The organism is Pseudomonas inefficax (assembly GCF_032164165.1).
GTDB lineage: Bacteria > Pseudomonadota > Gammaproteobacteria > Pseudomonadales > Pseudomonadaceae > Aquipseudomonas > Aquipseudomonas inefficax.
On sequence record NZ_CP134401.1, the window covers coordinates 4,615,275 to 4,635,532 of the forward strand.

15 protein-coding genes are annotated in these 20,258 nt (G+C 63.6%); 8 read left to right on the forward strand and 7 right to left on the reverse strand.

Going from position 1 to position 20,258, the window contains the following annotated elements; genetic code table 11:
- Nucleotides 1-39: 39 nt before the first annotated feature.
- The 4 genes from pabB to rloA all read right to left on the reverse strand — a co-directional run bounded on the left by pabB (nt 40) and on the right by rloA (nt 4,652).
- The gene (pabB, locus tag RIN61_RS20905; protein ID WP_112252322.1) at nt 40-1,383 is read right to left on the reverse strand and encodes an aminodeoxychorismate synthase component I; all 1,344 of its coding nucleotides are present in this window, start codon (nt 1,381-1,383) and stop codon (nt 40-42) included.
- A gap of 211 nt (nt 1,384-1,594) precedes the next feature.
- The gene (locus RIN61_RS20910; RefSeq protein ID WP_112252323.1) at nt 1,595-2,575 is read right to left on the reverse strand and encodes an alpha-L-glutamate ligase-like protein; all 981 of its coding nucleotides are present in this window, start codon (nt 2,573-2,575) and stop codon (nt 1,595-1,597) included.
- Nucleotides 2,575-4,110 (reverse strand): osmotic stress tolerance membrane protein RloB, encoded by a 1,536-nt coding sequence (gene rloB / locus RIN61_RS20915; protein WP_112252324.1) that lies wholly within the window; start codon nt 4,108-4,110, stop codon nt 2,575-2,577. Before rloB ends, RIN61_RS20910 begins: the two co-directional genes overlap by 1 nt.
- A gap of 5 nt (nt 4,111-4,115) precedes the next feature.
- On the reverse strand, nt 4,116-4,652 hold the full coding sequence (gene rloA / locus RIN61_RS20920) for a retropepsin-like aspartic peptidase RloA (RefSeq protein ID WP_046615736.1): 537 nt from the start codon (nt 4,650-4,652) through the stop codon (nt 4,116-4,118).
- Between the two features lie 329 nt (nt 4,653-4,981).
- On the opposite strand from rloA, the gene RIN61_RS20925 reads away from it, so the two are divergent.
- The 6 genes from RIN61_RS20925 to prpD all read left to right on the forward strand — a co-directional run bounded on the left by RIN61_RS20925 (nt 4,982) and on the right by prpD (nt 13,524).
- A complete protein-coding gene (locus RIN61_RS20925) occupies nt 4,982-5,698 on the forward strand; it encodes a GntR family transcriptional regulator (RefSeq protein ID WP_112252325.1) in 717 nt (238 codons plus the stop codon).
- Nucleotides 5,695-6,585 carry a methylisocitrate lyase gene (prpB, locus tag RIN61_RS20930; RefSeq protein WP_112252326.1) on the forward strand — a complete coding sequence of 297 codons (891 nt, stop codon included), beginning with the start codon at nt 5,695-5,697 and terminating at the stop codon, nt 6,583-6,585. The genes RIN61_RS20925 and prpB overlap by 4 nt, the downstream gene beginning before the upstream one ends.
- A 165-nt stretch (nt 6,586-6,750) precedes the next feature.
- Nucleotides 6,751-7,878: a bifunctional 2-methylcitrate synthase/citrate synthase gene (gene prpC, locus RIN61_RS20935; protein ID WP_112252328.1), complete on the forward strand. Its 1,128-nt coding sequence runs from the start codon at nt 6,751-6,753 to the stop codon at nt 7,876-7,878.
- A 163-nt stretch (nt 7,879-8,041) separates the two neighbouring features.
- Nucleotides 8,042-10,630, forward strand: a complete 2,589-nt coding sequence (gene acnD / locus RIN61_RS20940; protein ID WP_112252436.1) for a Fe/S-dependent 2-methylisocitrate dehydratase AcnD — start codon at nt 8,042-8,044, stop codon at nt 10,628-10,630.
- 48 nt (nt 10,631-10,678) lie between these two features.
- Complete coding sequence (gene prpF, locus RIN61_RS20945) at nt 10,679-11,869, forward strand: 2-methylaconitate cis-trans isomerase PrpF (RefSeq protein WP_112252329.1); 1,191 nt, start codon at nt 10,679-10,681, stop codon at nt 11,867-11,869.
- A gap of 170 nt (nt 11,870-12,039) precedes the next feature.
- Nucleotides 12,040-13,524 carry a 2-methylcitrate dehydratase gene (gene prpD / locus RIN61_RS20950; protein ID WP_207877528.1) on the forward strand — a complete coding sequence of 495 codons (1,485 nt, stop codon included), beginning with the start codon at nt 12,040-12,042 and terminating at the stop codon, nt 13,522-13,524.
- Between the two features lie 176 nt (nt 13,525-13,700).
- Here prpD and acnB read toward each other — a convergent pair whose 3' ends face one another.
- A complete protein-coding gene (gene acnB, locus RIN61_RS20955; RefSeq protein WP_112252331.1) occupies nt 13,701-16,310 on the reverse strand; it encodes a bifunctional aconitate hydratase 2/2-methylisocitrate dehydratase in 2,610 nt (869 codons plus the stop codon).
- Nucleotides 16,311-16,716: 406 nt separating this feature from the next.
- On the opposite strand from acnB, the gene RIN61_RS20960 reads away from it, so the two are divergent.
- Together RIN61_RS20960 and RIN61_RS20965 are read left to right on the forward strand one after the other, a co-directional pair.
- Entirely contained in the window at nt 16,717-17,184 is a 468-nt protein-coding gene (locus RIN61_RS20960; RefSeq protein WP_181457344.1) for a DUF1289 domain-containing protein, read from the forward strand.
- A 72-nt stretch (nt 17,185-17,256) separates the two neighbouring features.
- Nucleotides 17,257-18,519: a hypothetical protein gene (locus RIN61_RS20965; RefSeq protein ID WP_112252333.1), complete on the forward strand. Its 1,263-nt coding sequence runs from the start codon at nt 17,257-17,259 to the stop codon at nt 18,517-18,519.
- A 40-nt stretch (nt 18,520-18,559) separates the two neighbouring features.
- Here RIN61_RS20965 and queD read toward each other — a convergent pair whose 3' ends face one another.
- Nucleotides 18,560-18,916: a 6-carboxytetrahydropterin synthase QueD gene (gene queD, locus RIN61_RS20970; protein WP_112252437.1), complete on the reverse strand. Its 357-nt coding sequence runs from the start codon at nt 18,914-18,916 to the stop codon at nt 18,560-18,562.
- A gap of 53 nt (nt 18,917-18,969) precedes the next feature.
- Nucleotides 18,970-20,049, reverse strand: coding sequence for a patatin-like phospholipase domain-containing protein (locus tag RIN61_RS20975; RefSeq protein WP_313853823.1), 1,080 nt, complete (start codon nt 20,047-20,049; stop codon nt 18,970-18,972).
- Nucleotides 20,050-20,258 lie beyond the last annotated feature (209 nt).

Here is a 20,258-nt window from a genome sequence, read left to right on the forward strand (position 1 = left end):
CTGTGGGAGCGGGTTTACCCGCGAAGCAGGCGCCACCGATCACAAGCCTTGCAGGGTCTCCATCAACACCCGCACCTTGGCAATCGACTCTTCATATTCGGCCTGCCACTCGGAGTCGGCCACCACCGCGCCGCCGCCCCAGCAGCTGACCTGTCCGCCCTTGACCAGCAGGCTGCGAATGGCAATCGAGCTGTCCATCTCGCCGCGCACATCCACGTAGAGCAGTGAGCCGCAGTACAGCGCCCGGCGCGCCGGCTCCAGTTCGTCGATGATCTGCATGGCGCGGATCTTCGGCGCGCCGGTGATCGAACCGCCGGGGAAGCTGTCGCCGATCAGGTCAAGGGCGTCCTTGTCGCTGGCCAGCTGGCCGGTGATGCTGCTGACCAGGTGGTGCACATTGGGGTAGCTCTCCAGGCTGAACAGCTCCGGCACCTTCACCGAGCCAATCTCGCAGGTACGCCCCAGGTCGTTGCGCAGCAGGTCGACGATCATCAGGTTTTCCGAGCGATCCTTGGGGCTATGCAGCAGCTCCTCGGCATTGCGCATGTCTTCGGCCGGGTTGCTGGCGCGCGGGCGGGTGCCCTTGATCGGCCGGGTTTCCACCTGGCGCTGGCTGACGCGGATGAAGCGCTCGGGCGAAAAGCTCAGCAGGGCGCTGCCGTCGGCCAGTTGCTGGTAGCCGGAGAAGGGCGTGGGGCAGGCTTTGCGCAGGGCCTGGTAAGCGTGCCACGGGTCGCCCTGGCAGGGCGCGCGGAAGCGCTGGGTAAGGTTGATCTGGTAGCAATCGCCCGCCTGAATGTAGCGCTGCACCCGGTCAAAGGCGGCCTTGTACTGTTCGGGCTGAAGGTCGCCGGCCATCGGCGCGAGTAGTTGGAAGCTGCCACGTTCCGCGTTGTCGACACCTTCGAACAGGGCGATCAGGCGTTCCCGTTCGCTGCCCGGCAGGCTCGGGTGGAACACCAGTTGGCTGGTCGCGCACTGGTGGTCGGTAACCAGTGCCCAGGCGTACAGGCCCAGTTGCGCATCTGGCAGGCCAAGGTCGTCCACAGCCTGGCTGGGCAGGTGTTCAAGCCGGCGGCCGAAGTCATAGCTCAGATAGCCGATCAGGCCGCCAGCAAACGGCAGCTCGCTGCCTGCGGGCAACTGGGCATGGCCTAGTTGGGCCAGGCCGGCGCGCAGGCGCTGGAGGAAGGTGCGGCCATCTTCGTCGGGCTGTGCCTGCAGGTGTTGCAGCGGCCAGGCGCTGAGCAGGTCGAAGCGCCCGCGCTCGGCGCCGGGGCGGGCGCTGTCCAGCAGGATCGCGCCGGGGGCCTGGCGCAGGCGAGCGAAATAGGCGGCAGGGTCGGGCTGGTAGGGCAGGGGGTGGAGCGTACAGGTCGGCATCAGTGTGGACGGCGATGTAAAAGCGAGGAGGGCGATTGTAGACCTGTGCAGGAAATGCGCCTAGCACTGGGCGCGACATTCAACATTGTGTTTGGCATCTGGGGCTGCTCTGCAGCCCAATCGCGACACAAGGCCGCTCCCACAGGATTGCGCGATCTCCTGTGGGAGCGGCCTTGTGTCGCGAATGGGCCGCAAAGCGGCCCCCGGGTTGCTAGCGCGGATGCACGTGCCCGAACAAACCTTGCGATACACGCACGCGCTGTTCGGCATCTTCGCTGATGCCATCCTTGGCCAGCGCTTCCAGGTGCGCCTCGATGGCGTGGGTACGCTGGGTCAGGCCGCAGTCGTTGGCGATCTGGATGTTCAGGCCAGGGCGGGCATTGAGTTCGAGAATCAGCGGCCCCTTGTCCTGATCCAGCACCATGTCGACACCGATGTAACCCAGGCCACACAGCTCGTAGCAACCGGCGGCCAGCTTCATGAAGCCGTCCCAGTTCGGCAGTTGCACGCCATCCACCGCGTTGGTGGTGTCCGGGTGCTTGCTGATGATGTTATTCAGCCAGGTGCCGCGCAGGGTCACGCCGGTGGCCAGGTCGACACCCACGCCGATGGCGCCCTGGTGCAGGTTGGCCTTGCCGCCGGACTGGCGGGTCGGCAGGCGCAGCATGGCCATTACCGGGTAGCCCATCAGCACGATGATGCGGATGTCCGGCACGCCTTCGTAGCTGATGCTCTTGAAGATCTGGTCGGGGGTGACCCGGTACTCGATCAGCGCACGGTCGCGATGGCCGCCCAGCGAGTACAGGCCGGTGAGGATGCTCGAGATCTGGTGCTCGATTTCCTCGTGGCTGATGATCTTGCCCGACACCGTGCGGTAGCGGTCCTCGAAGCGGTCGGCGATCACCAGGATGCCGTCACCGCCGGCGCCTTGCGCCGGCTTGATGACGAAATCGCTGCGCCCGCCGATGATCTGGTCGAGCTTGTCGATCTCTTTCTCGGTCTCGATGATGCCGTACATTTCCGGCACATGGATACCGGCCGCCAGGGCGCGCTCCTTGGTGATGATCTTGTCGTCGACGATCGGGTACAGGTGGCGCTTGTTGTACTTCAACACGTAGTCCGCGTTGCGCCGGTTGATACCCATGATGCCCCGGGCCTCCAGGGCTTTCCACGTCTTGATCAGGCCAAACATCAGGCGTCAGCCTTCTTCAGGAATGCCTTGAAGCGCACGAGCTCGGTCAGGCGGTAGCCGCGGTAGCGACCCATCGCCAGCATGAAGCCCACCAGGATCAGCAGCACGGCCGGGAAGGTGAACACGAAGTACACCAGCTCCGGCACCATCATCAACAGGTGCGCCAGGGAAGCGGCGAACAGGGTGCCGATGGCCACTTTCATGGCATGGCCGCCGCCACGCTCTTCCCAGGTAATGGACAGGCGCTCGATGGTCATGGTCAGGATCACCATCGGGAACAGCGCTACCGACAGCCCGCGCTCCAGGCCCAGCTTGTGGCTGAACAGGCTGATGGCGGCAATCAGTACCACGACGAAGGTCAGTACCACCGACAGGCGTGGCAGCATCTGCAGTTTCAGGTGTTCCAGGTACGAGCGCAGCGACAGGCCCAGGGCGGTGATGACCGTGAACAGCACGATGCCGAAGCCCAGCTGGGTCTCGCGGAAGGCCAGGGCGATCAGTACCGGGGTGAAGGTACCCAGGGTCTGCAGGCCGATCAGGTTGCGCAGCACCAGGATCACCAGCACGCCGATCGGGATCATCACCATGATCATGAAGGTTTGCTGGGTCTGCAGCGGCAGGCCGTACAGCGAATATTCGAGGAAGTCGGCGTCGGTATTCTCGTCGGTCAGCTTGGCCAGGCGGATGGCGTTCATCTCGCTGTTGTTCATGCTGAAGGTAACGTTGGCCTTCTTGCCGCCATCGACGGTGATCAGGTTGTCGTCACCGGTCCACCACAGCAAGCGATCGCTGGGCAGGCCCTGCTCGCCAGTGTCCGGGTTGAAGTACAGCCAGTCGTTGCCGTTGAAGCTGCGCAGCCACAGTTCCGGGGTTTGCGGGGTGTCGGCGACCAGGCGGATGGTGTGCACCTTTTCCATCGGTACGTGGGCGATCGACAGCAGCAGGTCGATGACCTGGGCTTTCTTCATGGCCGTGGTGTCGCCGGCCAGCAGCAGCTTGACGTTGTCGTCGTTGAGGTTGTTGACCCGCTTGATGGTCTCGCTGACGAAGGTCTCGACGTCGGCCGAATGCTGGCGGATCGGCGCCATCAGGGCCTCGGCGGCGATCTTCTCGGGGCCTTCCACTGCCAGGCTGTCACGGAAGGTCGGGCCTTTGACCGTGGTCTTCTCGTTGCTGTAGCGCTTGGTCAGTACCAGGCGGTAGTAGAGGGTCTGGTTGCCGCTGGCGCGGCGGGCCGACCAGGTGACCTTGCGGTTGCCGTCGGCACGGTTGACGCTCACCCCGTAGTTGTTGGAGATGAAGCTCTCGTTGAGGCTGACGTAGTCGCGGTTCAGCGGTGGCACGAACATCTGCACCTTGACCGGGTCCTTGGTGCTGGCCACGAACTCGACCTTGGCGTCGATGTTCCACAGGTCGTCGGTTTCATCCTCGGTTACCGGGATGCCGAGTACGAAGATCTGATAAGCCGTGACCGCCACGCCCAACAGCACCAGCACGGTGATCAGGACTTTCAGATGGAGGGTAAGAGAGCGCATCGGGATTACTCTGCTTTGGGAGCGTCGGTGGCACAGGCAGGTTTGCCGGCCGCGTATTTAAGGCTTGGGTCGACCAGCGCGTCGAAGTGCTTGAGCGCCTCGGAGCCGATCAGCAGCGGGAACTGGAAGGCGCTGCGGTCGGTGAGGTTGACTTCGATGGTGCGCACGGCCTGGCCCATGCAGATTTCAAGTTCGATGACCGGGCGTGCGGTGTAGGCCTTGCCCGATTCAGCATCATAGTCGCCGGCCCGGCGCTTGATCTTGCTTACGCGTGCCAGCGGGCGTTCGATAGGGTGCGAATGGGCGGCGTCGATGGCCAGGTAGAAGCGCACCCAGCTTTCACCGTTGCGCTTGAAACGCTTGATGTCGCGGGCGCTGAGCGAGGCGGTCTTGGCGCCGGTGTCGAGCTTGGCGGCCACTTCAAGATCCAGGTCGCCCAGGCGTGCATATTCGTTGAGACCGTACACGGTCTTGCCTGCGGCCTGGCCAAGGGCCGGCAGCAGGGTGAGGCAGAGCAGCAATAATGCGGGTGTAAGTCTCATATTCCTGGCGCGGTGCAGTGCAAGGTTCGGGGCTGTTTTCAAAGCCATGTTCAGGGCCGTGTTCAGGGCAAGGCGACTGGCAGCGACTGCGCAAGCTTCCTCGTTCATCTGTCAACAGCATGAATGGATGACAGACAGGCTATCCATACTCCAACGGAGGCGCGGCATTCTATCACGCCGGCGCCTTGACGCCAGCGGTGCGCGTTCAGACAGCATCGGGCAGGCGTTAGTTCGTTCTTAGACGATTGTCGACAATATTCATTTTGTCTTTGACTGCAACGGTCGAATTAGCTAATTTCTGGCAAAGAGATTTGCAAGGTGTCGACAATATGCAAGACCTATCCACCCCCAGCCCGGGGCTGGCAGACGAAACGGAAACCTTGTCCGAAAACGTCTTCCGGCGCATCCAGGCGGCCATCGTCAAGGGCGATATCGCCCCCGGCAGCAAGATTTCCGAGCCGGAGCTGGCGCGCACCTACGGCATCAGCCGCGGGCCGCTGCGCGAGGCCATCCACCGCCTCGAAGGCCAGCGTCTGCTGGTGCGCGTGCCGCATGTGGGGGCGCGGGTGGTTTCGCTCAATCACGCCGAACTGATCGAGCTGTACGAAATTCGCGAATCGCTGGAAGGCATGGCCTGCCGCCTGGCCGCCGAACGCATGAGCCAGGCCGACATCGACGAACTGCGCCGGGTGCTCGACACCCACGAGCGCGATGCCGCTTTCCAGGCCGGCCTGGGCTATTACCAGCAGGAAGGCGACTACGACTTCCATTACAGGATCATTCAGGGCAGCGGTAACCAGACCTTGGTCAAGATGCTGTGTGGCGAGCTGTACCAGCTGGTGCGCATGTACCGCATCCAGTTCTCGGCCACGCCCAACCGGCCGCGTCAGGCCTTTGCCGAACACCACCGCATTCTAGATGCCATCGCCGACCGAGACGGCGAGCTGGCCGAACTCCTGATGCGCCGCCACATCGGCGCGTCCAAGCGCAATATCGAGCGTCACTATCTGGACGCCTACAACAATAGCCCACGAGGTGAGAAATGACTGTGAAGAGCACCCCCGGTCAGCGTTTCCGCGACGCCGTTGCCGCTGAACATCCGCTGCAGGTGGTTGGCGCCATCAACGCCAACCATGCCCTGCTGGCCAAGCGCGCCGGCTTCAAGGCCATCTACCTGTCCGGTGGCGGCGTCGCCGCTGGTTCGCTGGGCCTGCCGGACCTGGGCATCAGCGGCCTGGACGATGTACTCACCGATGTGCGTCGCATCACCGATGTGTGCGACTTGCCGCTGCTGGTGGATGTCGACACCGGTTTCGGTGCTTCTGCCTTCAACGTTGCCCGTACCGTGCGCTCGATGAGCAAGTTCGGCGCTGCCGCCATCCATATCGAGGACCAGGTTGGCGCCAAGCGCTGCGGCCACCGCCCGAACAAGGAAATCGTCAGCCAGCAGGAAATGATCGACCGCATCAAGGCCGCAGTCGACGCCCGTACCGATGACAGCTTCGTGATCATGGCACGTACCGACGCCCTGGCCGTCGAGGGCCTGAACGCCGCCCTGGACCGCGCCGCCGCCTGCGTCGAGGCCGGTGCCGACATGATCTTCCCGGAAGCCATCACCGAACTGCAGATGTACAAGACCTTCGCCGACCGGGTGAAGGCACCGATCCTGGCCAACATCACCGAGTTCGGCGCCACGCCGCTGTACACCACCGAGGAGCTGGCCTCGGTCGATGTGTCGCTGGTGCTGTACCCGCTGTCGGCGTTCCGCGCCATGAACAAGGCGGCCGAGAACGTGTACACCGCGCTGCGCCGTGACGGTACGCAGAAGAACGTGATCGACACCATGCAGACCCGCATGGAGCTCTACGATGCCATTGGTTACCACGCCTTCGAGCAGAGCCTCGATGCGCTGTTTGCCCAGAAGAAAGGCTGAAGATTAAAGGCGTTCGTTGGCGCTGCCGGCCTCTTCGCGGGTAAACCCGCTCCCACAGGGATCCCACATACCTGTGGGAGCGGGTTTACCCGCGAAGAGGCCGGCACAGGAAAACCCGATTAGCCAGCAAGATTTCCATAACAAGTTCAAGAAAGGAGAAACACCATGGCCGAAGCAAAAGTACTCAGTGGCGCAGGCCTGCGCGGCCAGGTGGCCGGCCAGACCGCGTTGTCGACCGTGGGCCAGGCCGGTGCCGGGCTGACCTACCGGGGTTACGATGTGCGTGACCTGGCCGCCGGTGCCGAGTTTGAAGAAGTCGCCTACCTGCTGCTGTACGGCGAGCTGCCGAGCAAAGCCGATCTGGCCGACTACAAGCGCAAGCTCAAGGGCCTGCGTGACCTGCCGCAAGCCCTGAAGGAAGTGCTCGAGCGCATCCCGCGTGACGCCCACCCGATGGACGTGATGCGCACGGGTTGCTCGGTGCTTGGTACCCTCGAACCCGAACTGACCTTCGATGAGCAGCGCGACAAGACCGACCGCCTGCTGGCGCTGTTCCCGGCGGTGATGTGCTACTGGTACCGCTTCACCCACGACGGCGTGCGTATCGACTGTACCAGCGACGAAGACACCCTCGGTGGCCACTTCCTGCACCTGCTGCACGGCAAGAAGCCGAGCGAGCTGCATGTCAAGGTCATGAACGTGTCGCTGATCCTCTACGCCGAGCACGAATTCAACGCCTCGACCTTCACCGCGCGTGTCTGTGCCTCGACCCTGTCCGACCTGTATTCCTGCGTTACCGCTGCCATCGGTTCGCTGCGCGGCCCGCTGCACGGCGGTGCCAACGAAGCGGCGATGGAACTGATCGAGCGCTTCCAGAGCCCGCAGGAAGCCACTGCCGAGCTGCTGTGCATGCTCGAACGCAAGGACAAGATCATGGGCTTTGGCCATGCCATCTACAAAGAGTCCGACCCGCGCAACGAGGTGATCAAGGGCTGGTCGAAACAGCTCGCCGACGAAGTGGGTGACAAGGTGCTGTACCCGGTTTCCGAAGCCATCGACAAGACCATGTGGGAGCAGAAACGCCTGTTCCCCAACGCCGACTTCTACCATGCCTCGGCGTACCACTTCATGGGCATCCCGACCAAGCTGTTCACCCCGATCTTCGTCTGCTCGCGTCTGACCGGCTGGGCGGCGCACGTCTTCGAACAGCGCGCCAACAACCGCATCATCCGCCCGAGCGCCGAGTACGTCGGCGTCGAGCAGCGCCAGTTCGTGCCGATCGAACAGCGCTGAATAGATATAGAGAGGCAACCCGTTTCCCCTGTGGGAGTGGGCGTGCCCGCGAATGCGCCCGTAGGGGCAACCGCTTTGCACCTGCTGACGCATTCGCGGGCACGCCCGCTCCCACAGGGGGCGGTGAAACCTTCCGAATCCTGTGACCGAGCCTGATTCCATGATGAACACTGCATTCCGCAAGCACCTGCCTGGCACCGACCTGGACTACTTCGATGCCCGCGCGGCGGTCGAGGCCATCAAGCCCGGCGCCTACGATGGCCTGCCTTACACCTCTCGGGTACTCGCCGAAAACCTGGTGCGCCGCTGCGATCCGGCTACCCTCGACGCGTCGCTGGGCCAGCTGATCGAGCGCAAGCGCGACCTCGACTTCCCGTGGTTCCCGGCCCGCGTGGTGTGCCACGACATTCTCGGCCAGACCGCGCTGGTCGACCTTGCCGGCCTGCGTGACGCCATCGCCGACAAGGGCGGCGACCCGGCCCAGGTCAACCCTGTGGTGCCGGTGCAGCTGATCGTCGACCACTCGCTGGCCGTCGAGTGCGGTGGCTTCGACCCGCAGGCCTTCGAAAAGAACCGCGCCATCGAAGACCGCCGCAACGAAGACCGCTTCCACTTCATCAACTGGACCAAGAAGGCGTTCAAGAACGTCGACGTGATCCAGCCGGGCAACGGCATCATGCACCAGATCAACCTGGAGAAGATGTCGCCGGTGATTCACAACGATCGTGGCGTGGCCTACCCGGACACCTGCGTCGGCACCGACAGCCACACCCCGCATGTCGACGCCCTGGGCGTGATTGCCATTGGCGTGGGTGGCCTGGAAGCCGAGAACGTGATGCTTGGCCGTGCATCGTGGATGCGCCTGCCGGAAATCGTCGGTGTCGAGCTGACCGGCAAGCTGGCACCGAACATCACTGCCACTGACCTGGTGCTGGCCCTGACCGAGTTCCTGCGCAAGCAGAAAGTCGTCGGCGCCTACCTGGAGTTCCACGGCGAAGGTGCCCGTGCCCTGACCCTGGGCGACCGCGCCACCATCTCCAACATGGCCCCGGAATATGGCGCCACTGCGGCGATGTTCGCCATCGACCAGCAGACCATCGACTACCTGCGCCTGACCGGCCGCGAAGAGCAGCAGGTCAAGCTGGTGGAGACCTATGCCAAAGCCACCGGCCTGTGGGCCGACAGCCTGGGCGGCGCGGTCTACGAGCGCACCTTGAGCTTCGATCTGTCGAGTGTGGTGCGCAACATGGCCGGCCCGTCCAACCCGCATGCCCGCGTCGCCACCAGCGACCTGGCGGCCAAAGGCATCGCCGGCAGCTGGGAAGAAGTGCCGGGGCAGATGCCCGATGGTGCGGTGATCATTGCCGCCATCACCAGCTGCACCAACACCAGCAACCCGCGCAACGTGATTGCCGCGGGCCTGCTGGCGCGCAATGCCAACAAACTGGGCCTGGCCCGCAAGCCGTGGGTCAAGTCGTCGCTGGCGCCTGGCTCCAAGGCCGTGCAACTGTACCTGGAAGAGGCGGGGCTGGAGAAGGAACTGGAGCAGCTCGGCTTCGGCATCGTCGCCTTTGCCTGCACCACCTGCAACGGTATGTCCGGCGCCCTGGACCCGGTGATCCAGCAGGAGATCATCGACCGTGACCTGTACGCCACTGCCGTGCTGTCGGGCAACCGCAACTTCGACGGGCGTATCCACCCGTATGCCAAGCAGGCCTTCCTCGCTTCGCCGCCACTGGTGGTGGCCTACGCCATCGCCGGTACCATCCGCTTCGATATCGAGAAGGATGTGCTGGGCGTGGTCGATGGCAAGGAAATCCGCCTCAAGGACATCTGGCCCAGCGACGAAGAGATCGACGCCGTGGTGCGTGCCGCGGTCAAGCCGGAGCAGTTCCGCAAGGTGTACATCCCGATGTTCGCCATCGAGGAAGACCGTGGGCCGAAGGTGGCGCCGTTGTACGACTGGCGCCCGATGAGCACCTACATCCGCCGCCCGCCGTACTGGGAGGGCGCCTTGGCCGGTGAACGTACCCTGCGCGGCATGCGCCCGCTGGCAGTGCTGCCGGACAACATCACCACCGACCACCTGTCACCGTCCAACGCCATCATGCTGGACAGTGCTGCCGGCGAATACCTGGCCAAGATGGGCCTGCCGGAGGAGGACTTCAACTCCTACGCTACCCACCGTGGCGACCACCTGACGGCCCAGCGCGCCACCTTCGCCAACCCCAAGCTGTTCAACGAAATGGTGCGCAAGGAAGACGGCAGCGTGAAGCAGGGCTCGCTGGCGCGTATCGAGCCGGAAGGCAAGGTCACCCGCATGTGGGAGGCGATCGAGACCTACATGGAGCGCAAGCAGCCGCTGATCATCGTCGCCGGCGCCGACTACGGCCAGGGCTCGTCCCGCGACTGGGCGGCCAAGGGGGTGCGCCTGGCCGGTGTCGAGGCGATCGTCGCTGAAGGCTTCGAGCGCATTCACCGCACCAACCTGGTGGGCATGGGTGTGCTGCCGCTGGAGTTCAAGCCGGGCACCGACCGCAAGACCCTCGGCCTGGATGGCAGCGAGACCTATGACGTACTGGGCGCGCGTACGCCACGGGCGACGCTGACCCTGGTGGTGACCCGCGCCAACGGCGAGCGCCTGGAGGTACCGGTGACCTGCCGCCTGGACACCGCCGAGGAAGTGTCCATCTACGAGGCTGGTGGGGTGCTGCAGCGCTTTGCCCAGGACTTCCTCGAAGCGAGCGCCTAATCAAGAGCAGCGCGCTCCCACAGGGGCTGTGCAAGACAGGAATTGAACATGGCACATGTACCGCAAATAAAAATCCCCGCCACCTACATCCGTGGCGGTACCAGCAAAGGCGTGTTCTTCCGCCTGCAAGACCTGCCCGAGCGGGCGCAAGTCCCTGGCCCGGCCCGTGACGCACTGCTGCTGCGGGTGATCGGCAGCCCCGACCCGTATGGCAAGCAGATCGACGGCATGGGCGGCGCCACTTCGAGCACTAGCAAGACCGTGATCCTGTCGCAAAGCATCAAGCCCGATCACGATGTCGACTACCTGTTCGGCCAGGTCAGCATCGACAAGGCCTTCGTCGACTGGAGCGGTAATTGCGGCAACCTCTCCGCCGCGGTCGGTTCGTTCGCCATCAGCAGCGGCCTGGTCGACCCCGCGCGCATTCCGCGCAACGGAATTGCCACCGTGCGCATCTGGCAGGCCAACATCGGCAAGACCATCATTGCCCATGTGCCGATCACTGAAGGTGAAGTGCAGGAAACCGGCGACTTCGAGCTGGACGGGGTGACCTTCCCGGCCGCCGAGGTGCAGTTGGAGTTTCTCGACCCGGCGGCCGACGAAGATGGCGACGGCGGGGCGATGTTCCCCACCGGTAACCTGGTCGATAACCTCGAGGTGCCGGGTGTCGGTACGTTCAAGGCGACCCTGATCAATGCCGGTATTCCGACCATCTTCGTCATTGCGGCGGATATCGGCTACACCGGCACCGAACTGCAGGATGCCATCAACGGCGACCCGCAGGCGCTGCTGCGCTTCGAGACGATTCGCGCTTATGGCGCCGTACGCATGGGCCTGATCGACAACGTCGACCAGGCTGCCGGGCGTCAGCACACGCCGAAAGTGGCTTTCGTCGCGCCGCCGAGCACCTACACTGCGTCCAGTGGCAAAGTGGTGCAGGCAGGTGATATCGACCTGCTGGTACGGGCCTTGTCGATGGGCAAGCTGCACCATGCAATGATGGGTACGGCCGCGGTGGCCATCGGTACCGCGGCGGCCATTCCGGGCACGCTGGTCAACCTCGCCGCAGGCGGGGGCGAGCGCAGCGCCGTGCGTTTCGGCCACCCCTCGGGCACCCTGCGGGTTGGGGCCGAGGCGCGTCAGGTGAATGGTGAATGGACAGTGACCAAGGCAATCATGAGCCGCAGTGCTCGCGTGCTGATGGAGGGCTGGGTTCGCGTGCCTGGCGATAGCTTCTAACGCACCACTGGCGCTCGGCTTTAGTTCGTTGGGGCCGCTTTGCGCCCCTTCGCTGGCTTGCCCGCTCCCACAGGTAATCACAGATTCCGAAGGCTGTGGTGTACTTGTGGGAGCGGGCGAGCCCGCGAAGGGCTGCACAGCAGCCCCGGCAATTCTGAAGGGAGCTGGATATGAGCGCCAACGTAGACCTCAATGCCCGCCCGGACTACGACCGGGTGCTGCAAACCCTCGCCGAATACGCCCTCACGTACCGGGTCGACTCCGCCGAAGCCCTGGATACCGCGCGCAACTGCCTGATGGACACTCTTGGCTGTGGCCTGCTGGCCCTGCGCTTCCCCGAATGCACCAAACTCCTCGGCCCCCAGGTAGAAGGCACCGTCGTGCCCAATGGCGCCCGCGTGCCCGGCACCGCCTACCGCCTCGACCCGGTCAAGGCCGCCTGGGACATCGGCTGCACGGTGCGTTGGCTGGACTACAACGATACCTGGCTGGCCGCCGAATGGGCCCACCCCTCGGACAACCTCGGCGGCATCCTGGCCGTTGCCGATCACCTGTCGCAGAAGCGCGTGGCCGCAGGTGAAGCACCACTGCTGATGCGCGATGTGCTCGAAGCCATGGTCATGGCTCATGAGATCCAGGGCGTGCTGGCGCTGGAAAACGCCTTCAACCGCGTTGGCCTCGACCACGTGATACTGGTCAAGGTGGCCTCCACTGCAGTGTGCGCCAGGCTGATGGGGGCCAACCGTGAGCAGATGCTGAGCGCCTTGTCCCACGCCTTCGTCGATGGCCAGGCGCTGCGTACCTACCGCCATGCGCCCAACGCCGGTTCGCGCAAATCGTGGGCCGCCGGTGATGCCTCCAGCCGTGGCGTGCGCCTGGCGGATATTGCCTTGCGTGGCGAGATGGGCGTGCCGGGCGTGCTTACTGCGCCGCAGTGGGGCTTCTACGATGTGCTGTTCAGCCACACCAACAAGGACCTTGCGCTCAAGCCATCCGAGCAGCAAGAGCTGCGCCTGCCGCAAGCCCTGGGTAGCTACGTGATGGAAAACGTGCTGTTCAAGGTCAGTTTCCCTGCCGAGTTCCACGCCCAGACCGCCTGCGAGGCCGCGATAACCTTGCATCCACTGGTGCGTAACCGCCTGCATGAGGTTGACCGTATCGTCATCACCACCCAGGAATCGGCGATCCGTATCATTTCCAAAAGCGGCGCGCTGGCCAACGCCGCCGACCGCGATCATTGTCTGCAATACATGGTGGCGGTACCGCTGATTTTCGGTCATCTGGTGGCCGAGCATTACGAAGACGCCTTCCATGCCAACCACCCAAGCATCGACCGCCTGCGCGAGAAGATGGAGGTGGTGGAAGACCCGCGCTTCAGCCGTGAGTACCTGGAGCCGGACAAGCGGTCAATCGCCAACGCATTGCAGGTGTTTTTCAAGGATGGCAGCAGTACCGAGCAGGTGGTGGTGGAATACCCGATCGGGCATCGCCGGCGGCGAGGGGAGGGCATACCGTTGCTGGAGGCGAAGTTCAGGGACAACCTGGCGACGCGCTTTGCGCGGCAGCGGTGCAGGGAGATAGTGGATGTGTGCAAGGACCAGCAGAGGCTTGAGGGGATGGCGGTGCACAGGTTCGTCGACCTGTTCGTGATCTGAGATTGCCAGTGCTGGCTTCTTCGCGGCTAAAGCCGCTCCCACAAGGTCTTGCGCAGCCCTTGAAAACTGTGGGGTCCCTGTGGGAGCGGCTTTAGCCGCGAAGAGGCCGGTACAGGTTCAAACAAGAAAGCCCCGGCATCTCTGCCGGGGCTTCCTGTTACATCCTACAACTCAGCTTACGCCTGAACCACCGGGATCTTGGCGTTGGCTGCCGCTTCGCGGAACTCGGCGATCTGGTCGAAGCTCAGGTAGCGGTAAACGTCGGCAGCCATGCTGTCGATGTCCTTCGCGTACTGCATGTACTCTTCGACGGTCGGCAGCTTGCCGATGATCGAAGCGACAGCAGCCAGTTCGGCCGATGCCAGGTACACGTTGGTGGCGTCGCCCAGACGGTTCGGGAAGTTACGGGTCGAGGTGGAGACCACGGTCGAACCGGTCTGCACACGTGCCTGGTTACCCATGCACAGCGAGCAGCCTGGCATTTCCATGCGCGCGCCGGCCTTGCCGTAGATGCCGTAGTAGCCTTCTTCGGTCAGCTGGTGAGCGTCCATCTTGGTTGGCGGAGCCAGCCACAGACGGGTCGGGATACCGCCCTTGACCTTGTCCAGCAGCTTGCCGGCGGCGCGGAAGTGGCCGATGTTGGTCATGCACGAACCGATGAACACTTCGTCGATCTTCTCGCCCTGTACCGAAGACAGCAGGCGGGCATCGTCCGGGTCGTTCGGCGCGCAGAGCACAGGCTCCTTGACGTCGGCCAGGTCGATCTCGATGATTTCGGCGTATTCGGCATCGGCGTCGGCCGACAGCAGCTCAGGCTTGGCCAGCCAGGCTTCCATGGCCTGGGCGCGGCGCTCCAGGGTGCGGGCATCGCCGTAGCCTTCGCCGATCATCCAGCGCAGCAGGGTGATGTTGGACTGCAGGTACTCGGCGATGGCCTTCTCTGGCAGCTTGATGGTGCAACCGGCAGCGGAACGTTCGGCCGAGGCGTCGGACAGCTCGAAGGCTTGCTCGACAGTCAGTTCGTCCAGGCCTTCGATTTCCAGGATGCGGCCGGAGAAGGCGTTTTTCTTGCCCTTCTTCTCGACGGTCAGCAGGCCTTGCTTGATGGCGTAGTAAGGGATGGCGTGGACCAGGTCACGCAGGGTGATGCCTGGTTGCAGTTTGCCCTTGAAGCGCACCAGGATCGACTCTGGCATGTCCAGCGGCATGACGCCGGTGGCAGCGGCGAACGCTACCAGGCCAGAACCGGCCGGGAACGAGATGCCGATCGGGAAGCGGGTGTGCGAGTCGCCACCGGTGCCCACGGTGTCAGGCATCAGCATGCGGTTCAGCCAGCTGTGGATGATGCCGTCGCCCGGGCGCAGCGACACGCCGCCACGGGTGCGTATGAAGTCTGGCAGGGTGTGGTGGGTGGTGACGTCGATCGGCTTCGGATACGCCGCGGTGTGGCAGAACGACTGCATTACCAGGTCAGCGGAGAAGCCCAGGCATGCCAGGTCCTTCAGCTCGTCGCGGGTCATCGGGCCAGTGGTGTCCTGGGAACCGACAGTGGTCATCTTCGGCTCGCAGTAGGCACCTGGGCGTACGCCCTGGCCTTCAGGCAGGCCGCAAGCGCGACCAACCATTTTTTGCGCCAGGGTGAAGCCCTTGCCGGTGTCGGCAGGCTGCTCTGGTTTCTTGAACAGGTCCGATGGGCCCTGGCCCAGCTCGGCGCGGGCTTTTTCGGTCAGGCCACGGCCGACGATCAGCGGGATACGGCCGCCAGCGCGGACTTCATCCAGCAGAACTTCGGTCTTCAGGGTGAAGCTGGTAACCAGTTCGTCGCTGCCGTGACGGCGTACTTCACCTTTGTATGGGTAAACGTCGATGACGTCGCCCATCGCCAGGTTGGTGCAGTCGAATTCGATCGGCAGGGCGCCGGCGTCTTCCATGGTGTTGTAGAAGATCGGGGCGATCTTGGTGCCGAAGCAGAAGCCACCGGCGCGCTTGTTCGGTACGTACGGGATGTCGTCGCCGAAGAACCACAGCACCGAGTTGGTGGCGGATTTGCGCGAGGAACCGGTACCGACCACGTCACCGACGTAGGCAACCGGGAAGCCCTTGGCCTTGACGGCTTCGATCTGGGCCAGCGGGCCGACCGAACCAGGCTGCTGCGGCTCGATGCCGTCACGGGCCATTTTCAGCATGGCCAGGGCGTGCAGCGGGATGTCAGGGCGCGACCAGGCGTCCGGGGCAGGGGACAGGTCGTCGGTGTTGGTTTCGCCAGGCACCTTGAACACGGTGAGGGTGTACTTGTCGGCGATGGCCGGACGCGAGGTGAACCACTCGCCGGCAGCCCAGGACTCCAGCACGGCCTTGGCGTGAACGTTGCCGGCCTTGGCTTTTTCGGCCACATCGTGGAAGGCATCGAACATCAGCAGGGTGTGCTTGAGCTGTTCGGCCGCGACGGCGCCCAGTTCGGCGTCATCCAGCAGCGCGACCAGCGTTTCGATGTTGTAGCCGCCCTGCATGGTGCCCAGCAGTTCGGTGGCGTGCTTGCGGTCGATCAGAGGCGACTTGGCTTCGCCCTTGGCGACGGCGGAGAGGAAAGCGGCCTTGACGTAGGCAGCTTCGTCGACCCCTGGCGGTACGCGGTTGGTGATCAGGTCTACGAGGAAGGCTTCTTCGCCGGCCGGCGGGTTTTTCAGCAGCTCGACCAGGCCTGCAGTTTGTTCGGCGTTCAGCGGCTGGGGCACGATGCCCAGGGCGGCACGCTCTTCGATGTGTTTGCGGTAGGCTTCAAGCACAGTTATTTCCCTCATCAGTGGTCCCTAAAGGGGGTCCGGGACGCTCATCCAGCATTCGATGCACCCATGCGCTGCCACGGCTTTGTGGGCCGCCCAGCCAGAGTCGCAAAGAATCCTTACAGAAGCTGCTTTCAAAGTTTTACGCCAGCAGAACGGGGAGCTGATGAGGGCTGGCACGGGCATGCGAGGGTTGCATGGCCCGGGCCAACGCCGTTCTACCGGATGAACTGTGCTCGTGACGCTTTGAAAACAGCTTCCAACGGACATTGTTGCCTTTGAAAAGGCCGGATGATTCTACGGCAAAAAAAGCCCGAAAGTAAGGCGGCGATGATGACTTTAACGAGTGACCCTGGTTAGACAAAGGGCTAACATGAGCCCGTGTTCCACCGCCAAGCTGTTGTTTTTCATGTCCAACAAGTCCATCAAGACCCCTTGCGTCGGCCTGTGCTCCACGGTTTACGGAGACACGGTGTGCCGTGGCTGCAAGCGTTTCCACCACGAAGTGATCAACTGGAACGGCTACGACGATGCGCAGAAGCGCGCGGTGTGGCTGCGCCTGGAGCAGTTGCTGGTGCAGGTGATGATGGCCAAGCTGGAAGTGTTCGACAAAGGCTTGCTGCGCCAGCAACTGGAGCAGCGCTCCATCCGCTTTGTCGAGCAGCAGTCGGAGTATTGCTGGGCGTACCAGCTGATTGCCCGCGGGGCGCGGATGATCCGCGACCTGGAGGCCTATGGCATGGTGCTGCTGCCGGAGTTTCGCGATTGGGATTTGCCACAGCTGCGCGATGCCATCGACCGCGAGTTTTTCCTGCTGTCCGAGGCGCATTACCAGCGCTACATCGCTCCGGCGTTTCTTGGTCAGGCTCTGCTGTAAGGCCTTCCTTCTGCCTTCCATCGGCTGCGACCGATAGCGTTCGGCTCACTTCCTCCATACAAGTGAGCGATCATGAGCGACTACATTCATTATCCCGAGTTTTCCTTCCTGGCACGTTGCTGGTGGCAGTTGTCCGACTATCTGCTCAACCCGGCGCGATGGGATGATTCGCTCGACAAGCTTGCCCCTCTGTGGCTGCACACCGGCGGCGCCGCGATTCATAACGACCACTGGTACAATTACCTGCGGGCCGAGCCCGCTGGCCAGGGGCCTTTGCAACTGGGAGCCGAGGACTTTACCACCCCGGCGCACGTCTACGGCGAGCTGTTCTGGTTTGGTGCCTACGTGAAAGGTTCTGACCGGCACACTTCAACGCTCGGTTACGAAATCAGGCCGTATGACAGGGCCTGGAAGCCACTCAACCGAATCGTGCGTAGCAACCCCAGCCCGTTGTCGGGCTATGCAGGAATAAAGGATCAGGTTGAACCAGCAGCGGGCAGCGCCCGGTTGAGCTCACCGACGCATCTGTGGACGCTCGAAGGCATGAGTACCAAGGCTCTCCAGCGTGGCGCGCGTATCTGCAATGTGCTGCTGCTCGATGCTGATGGCCGGCAAGCCAGGCGCCTGGAGAACCGGGAGGCCTGGCTGATCAATACCCGGAATGGCCAGCTTGGCCTGATGGCACTGGAAATCCTCGACTTCGCGCATGAGGCCCGGGATGTAGCCTGGGGTTCGGGCTTGCGCCGAATCGCAAGCAAGTATGAATTCAAGCCCGAGTACGGCTTTATCGCACGCGCCTGGTGGCGCCCCGAGGCGTTGTCTGGCGCAGCGGACACCGCCAGCGATGAGCAGGCCGGACTGGTGGTGGCGCGATTCGATCAAGGCCACGAGTGGAACCCCAGAGCAGCGCTGGAGGTCGAGCTCGGTGATGTACTGCAGGACCATTGGCGCAGCGATGAGGCTCGCCCGGCCTGCCAGCGCTTCTGGTTTGCCGTCTATGAGGAGAATGGCGCTTACGCTTATGAAATCTGGCCACTCGATGCGCGGGGGCGACGGTTGAACTTTACCTTGAAGCACGAGCGGGGCTGGAGCCTGAGCCTCGCTCGGCGATGGGAAAAAGATCGCGCCGAGCCGGCATTCCTCTGGCGCCTGGACGGGGTAAGCCCGGCATCACTGCAACGGGGAGCTCGCATCAAAGGGGTGAAGTTGAAACATATCAGTGGCCCGGACCTGAAGATGGTCTACCCGCAGGGTCAGCGCACTCTGGACACGGTATGGCTGGGAGGGGAAGGTACTCTCGAGCTGGAAGTGCTAGAGGTGTCAGCCAGGTGCTAGCGCCTGAAAAGGGCGCTCGTGCAGCGCCCTTGGTTCGCAGTCAGTCGCCAGTGTACTCGCAGCCACTGGTGCAGGTCTCGTGGATGCGCACCTTCGACAGCTCCGGCATCAGCGGCTTGACCTGGTCCCAGATCCACTTGGCGATCACTTCGCTGGTGGGGTTTTCCAGGCCCGGGATATCGTTCAGGTAGTTGTGGTCCAGCTGCTCGTAGATTGGCTTGAAGATCGCCTTGACCTCGGCGAAATCGCGGATCCAGCCGGTATGCGGGTCGAGCGGGCCGGTCAGGTGCAAGCCGACCTTGAACGAGTGGCCGTGCAGGCGGCCGCATTTGTGCCCGGCAGGGACGTTGGGCAGGCGGTGCGCCGATTCGAATGTGAACTCTTTGAAAATTTCCACGCTGGCATGACTCTGTGTGAATCGATAATGCGCGCAGTCTACCAGCATGGCCGCTACAAGGCTTGCAGGCGTTCGTGCAACCGCCCGGTGGCGATCAGCTCCAACAGCTCGTCACCCAGCCGCTGGCTCTCGGCAATGGCCTTGTACCAGTAGCGCTTGCGGCCAGGCGCATCGCCCATGAAGCGCTTGAAATCGTTGCGATCGGGTAGCTTGCCGTAGGGCAGGGCCGCCAGGTACTGCGGCGAAGGCGTCATCAACAGCACATTCTGCAGGCGTGTGGCATCGCCCCTGCGCCAGGGCAGGGCCTTGTCGAACCAGCCTGGCACGACCTTGTCGGTGAAATGCGGGTACAGCACCAGGTCGTCGCCGCGGTAGGGCAGGTCGAGGTGGTAGTCGAGCAGGCCGCCGTCGCGGTAGGTACCCGTACCTGCGCCGGGGATGTCTTTCACACCTGCCATGACCATTGGGATGGAACCCGAGGCGAGCAGGGCATGGCGGAGGTTGGCCAGGTCCAGCGGCAGGCAGCGCGAGGGGAAGTCGGTCAGTGCATCGAGCGGCGGCGTGGCGCGGCCGTCGTGCAGGATGATGCGCTCGAAGTGCCGAGCCAGGCGCGAACGGCCGAGCAGGTTGCTGGCTATCACCGCGCCCAGGCCGAGGCCCAGGCGGCCGCGATGGTCGTGGGCGAGCTGGCCATGGCTCTTCACCACCAGGATGTTCAGGCGATAGTGCGGATTGGCCAACAGCTGGCCGTCGCGGCCTTGCAGCAGGTCATCGAGCATGTGCTGGCAGCTGCGGCTGATTTCGGCCGGGGTGACGCCCTTGGCGAAATCCTGCTCGGTGTACAGTTCGCCAAGGCGACGGATGCCTGTGACCGGGTCGTCGAGGCAGGCACTGGCGAAGCGCCAGGCGCCGATCGAGGCGCCAATCAACGCACGCTGGCGTGGTGCCGACGGTAGCCACTCACCGAACAGCGCCAGGTCCAGGCCCTGGATGCCCAGCGGCTTCGGCCCACCCGCCGCACCCGGCAGCACACCGACATCGGCTGCCTGCAGGCCGCGCTCGCGGACCTGCCGCAGGGCACGTTGGCCGGCCTTGAAGGTGAGGGCGGGGTATTTGATGTGAATGGCGCTCATGGCGGGACTCTTCGGCGGCAGGCGGTCATTATAAGGCTTCATGCGGATACCCTGTGGGAGCGGGTTCACCCGCGAAGCATGCAACGTGGTGTATGGCACCGGCTGCGCCGGTGTTCGCGGGCAAGCCCGCTCCCACAGGGACCGGGCAGGATTCAGCGATGGCGAGACAGCAGCCTGACCTGCGCTATCATGCCGCCAGTTGTTTTCAG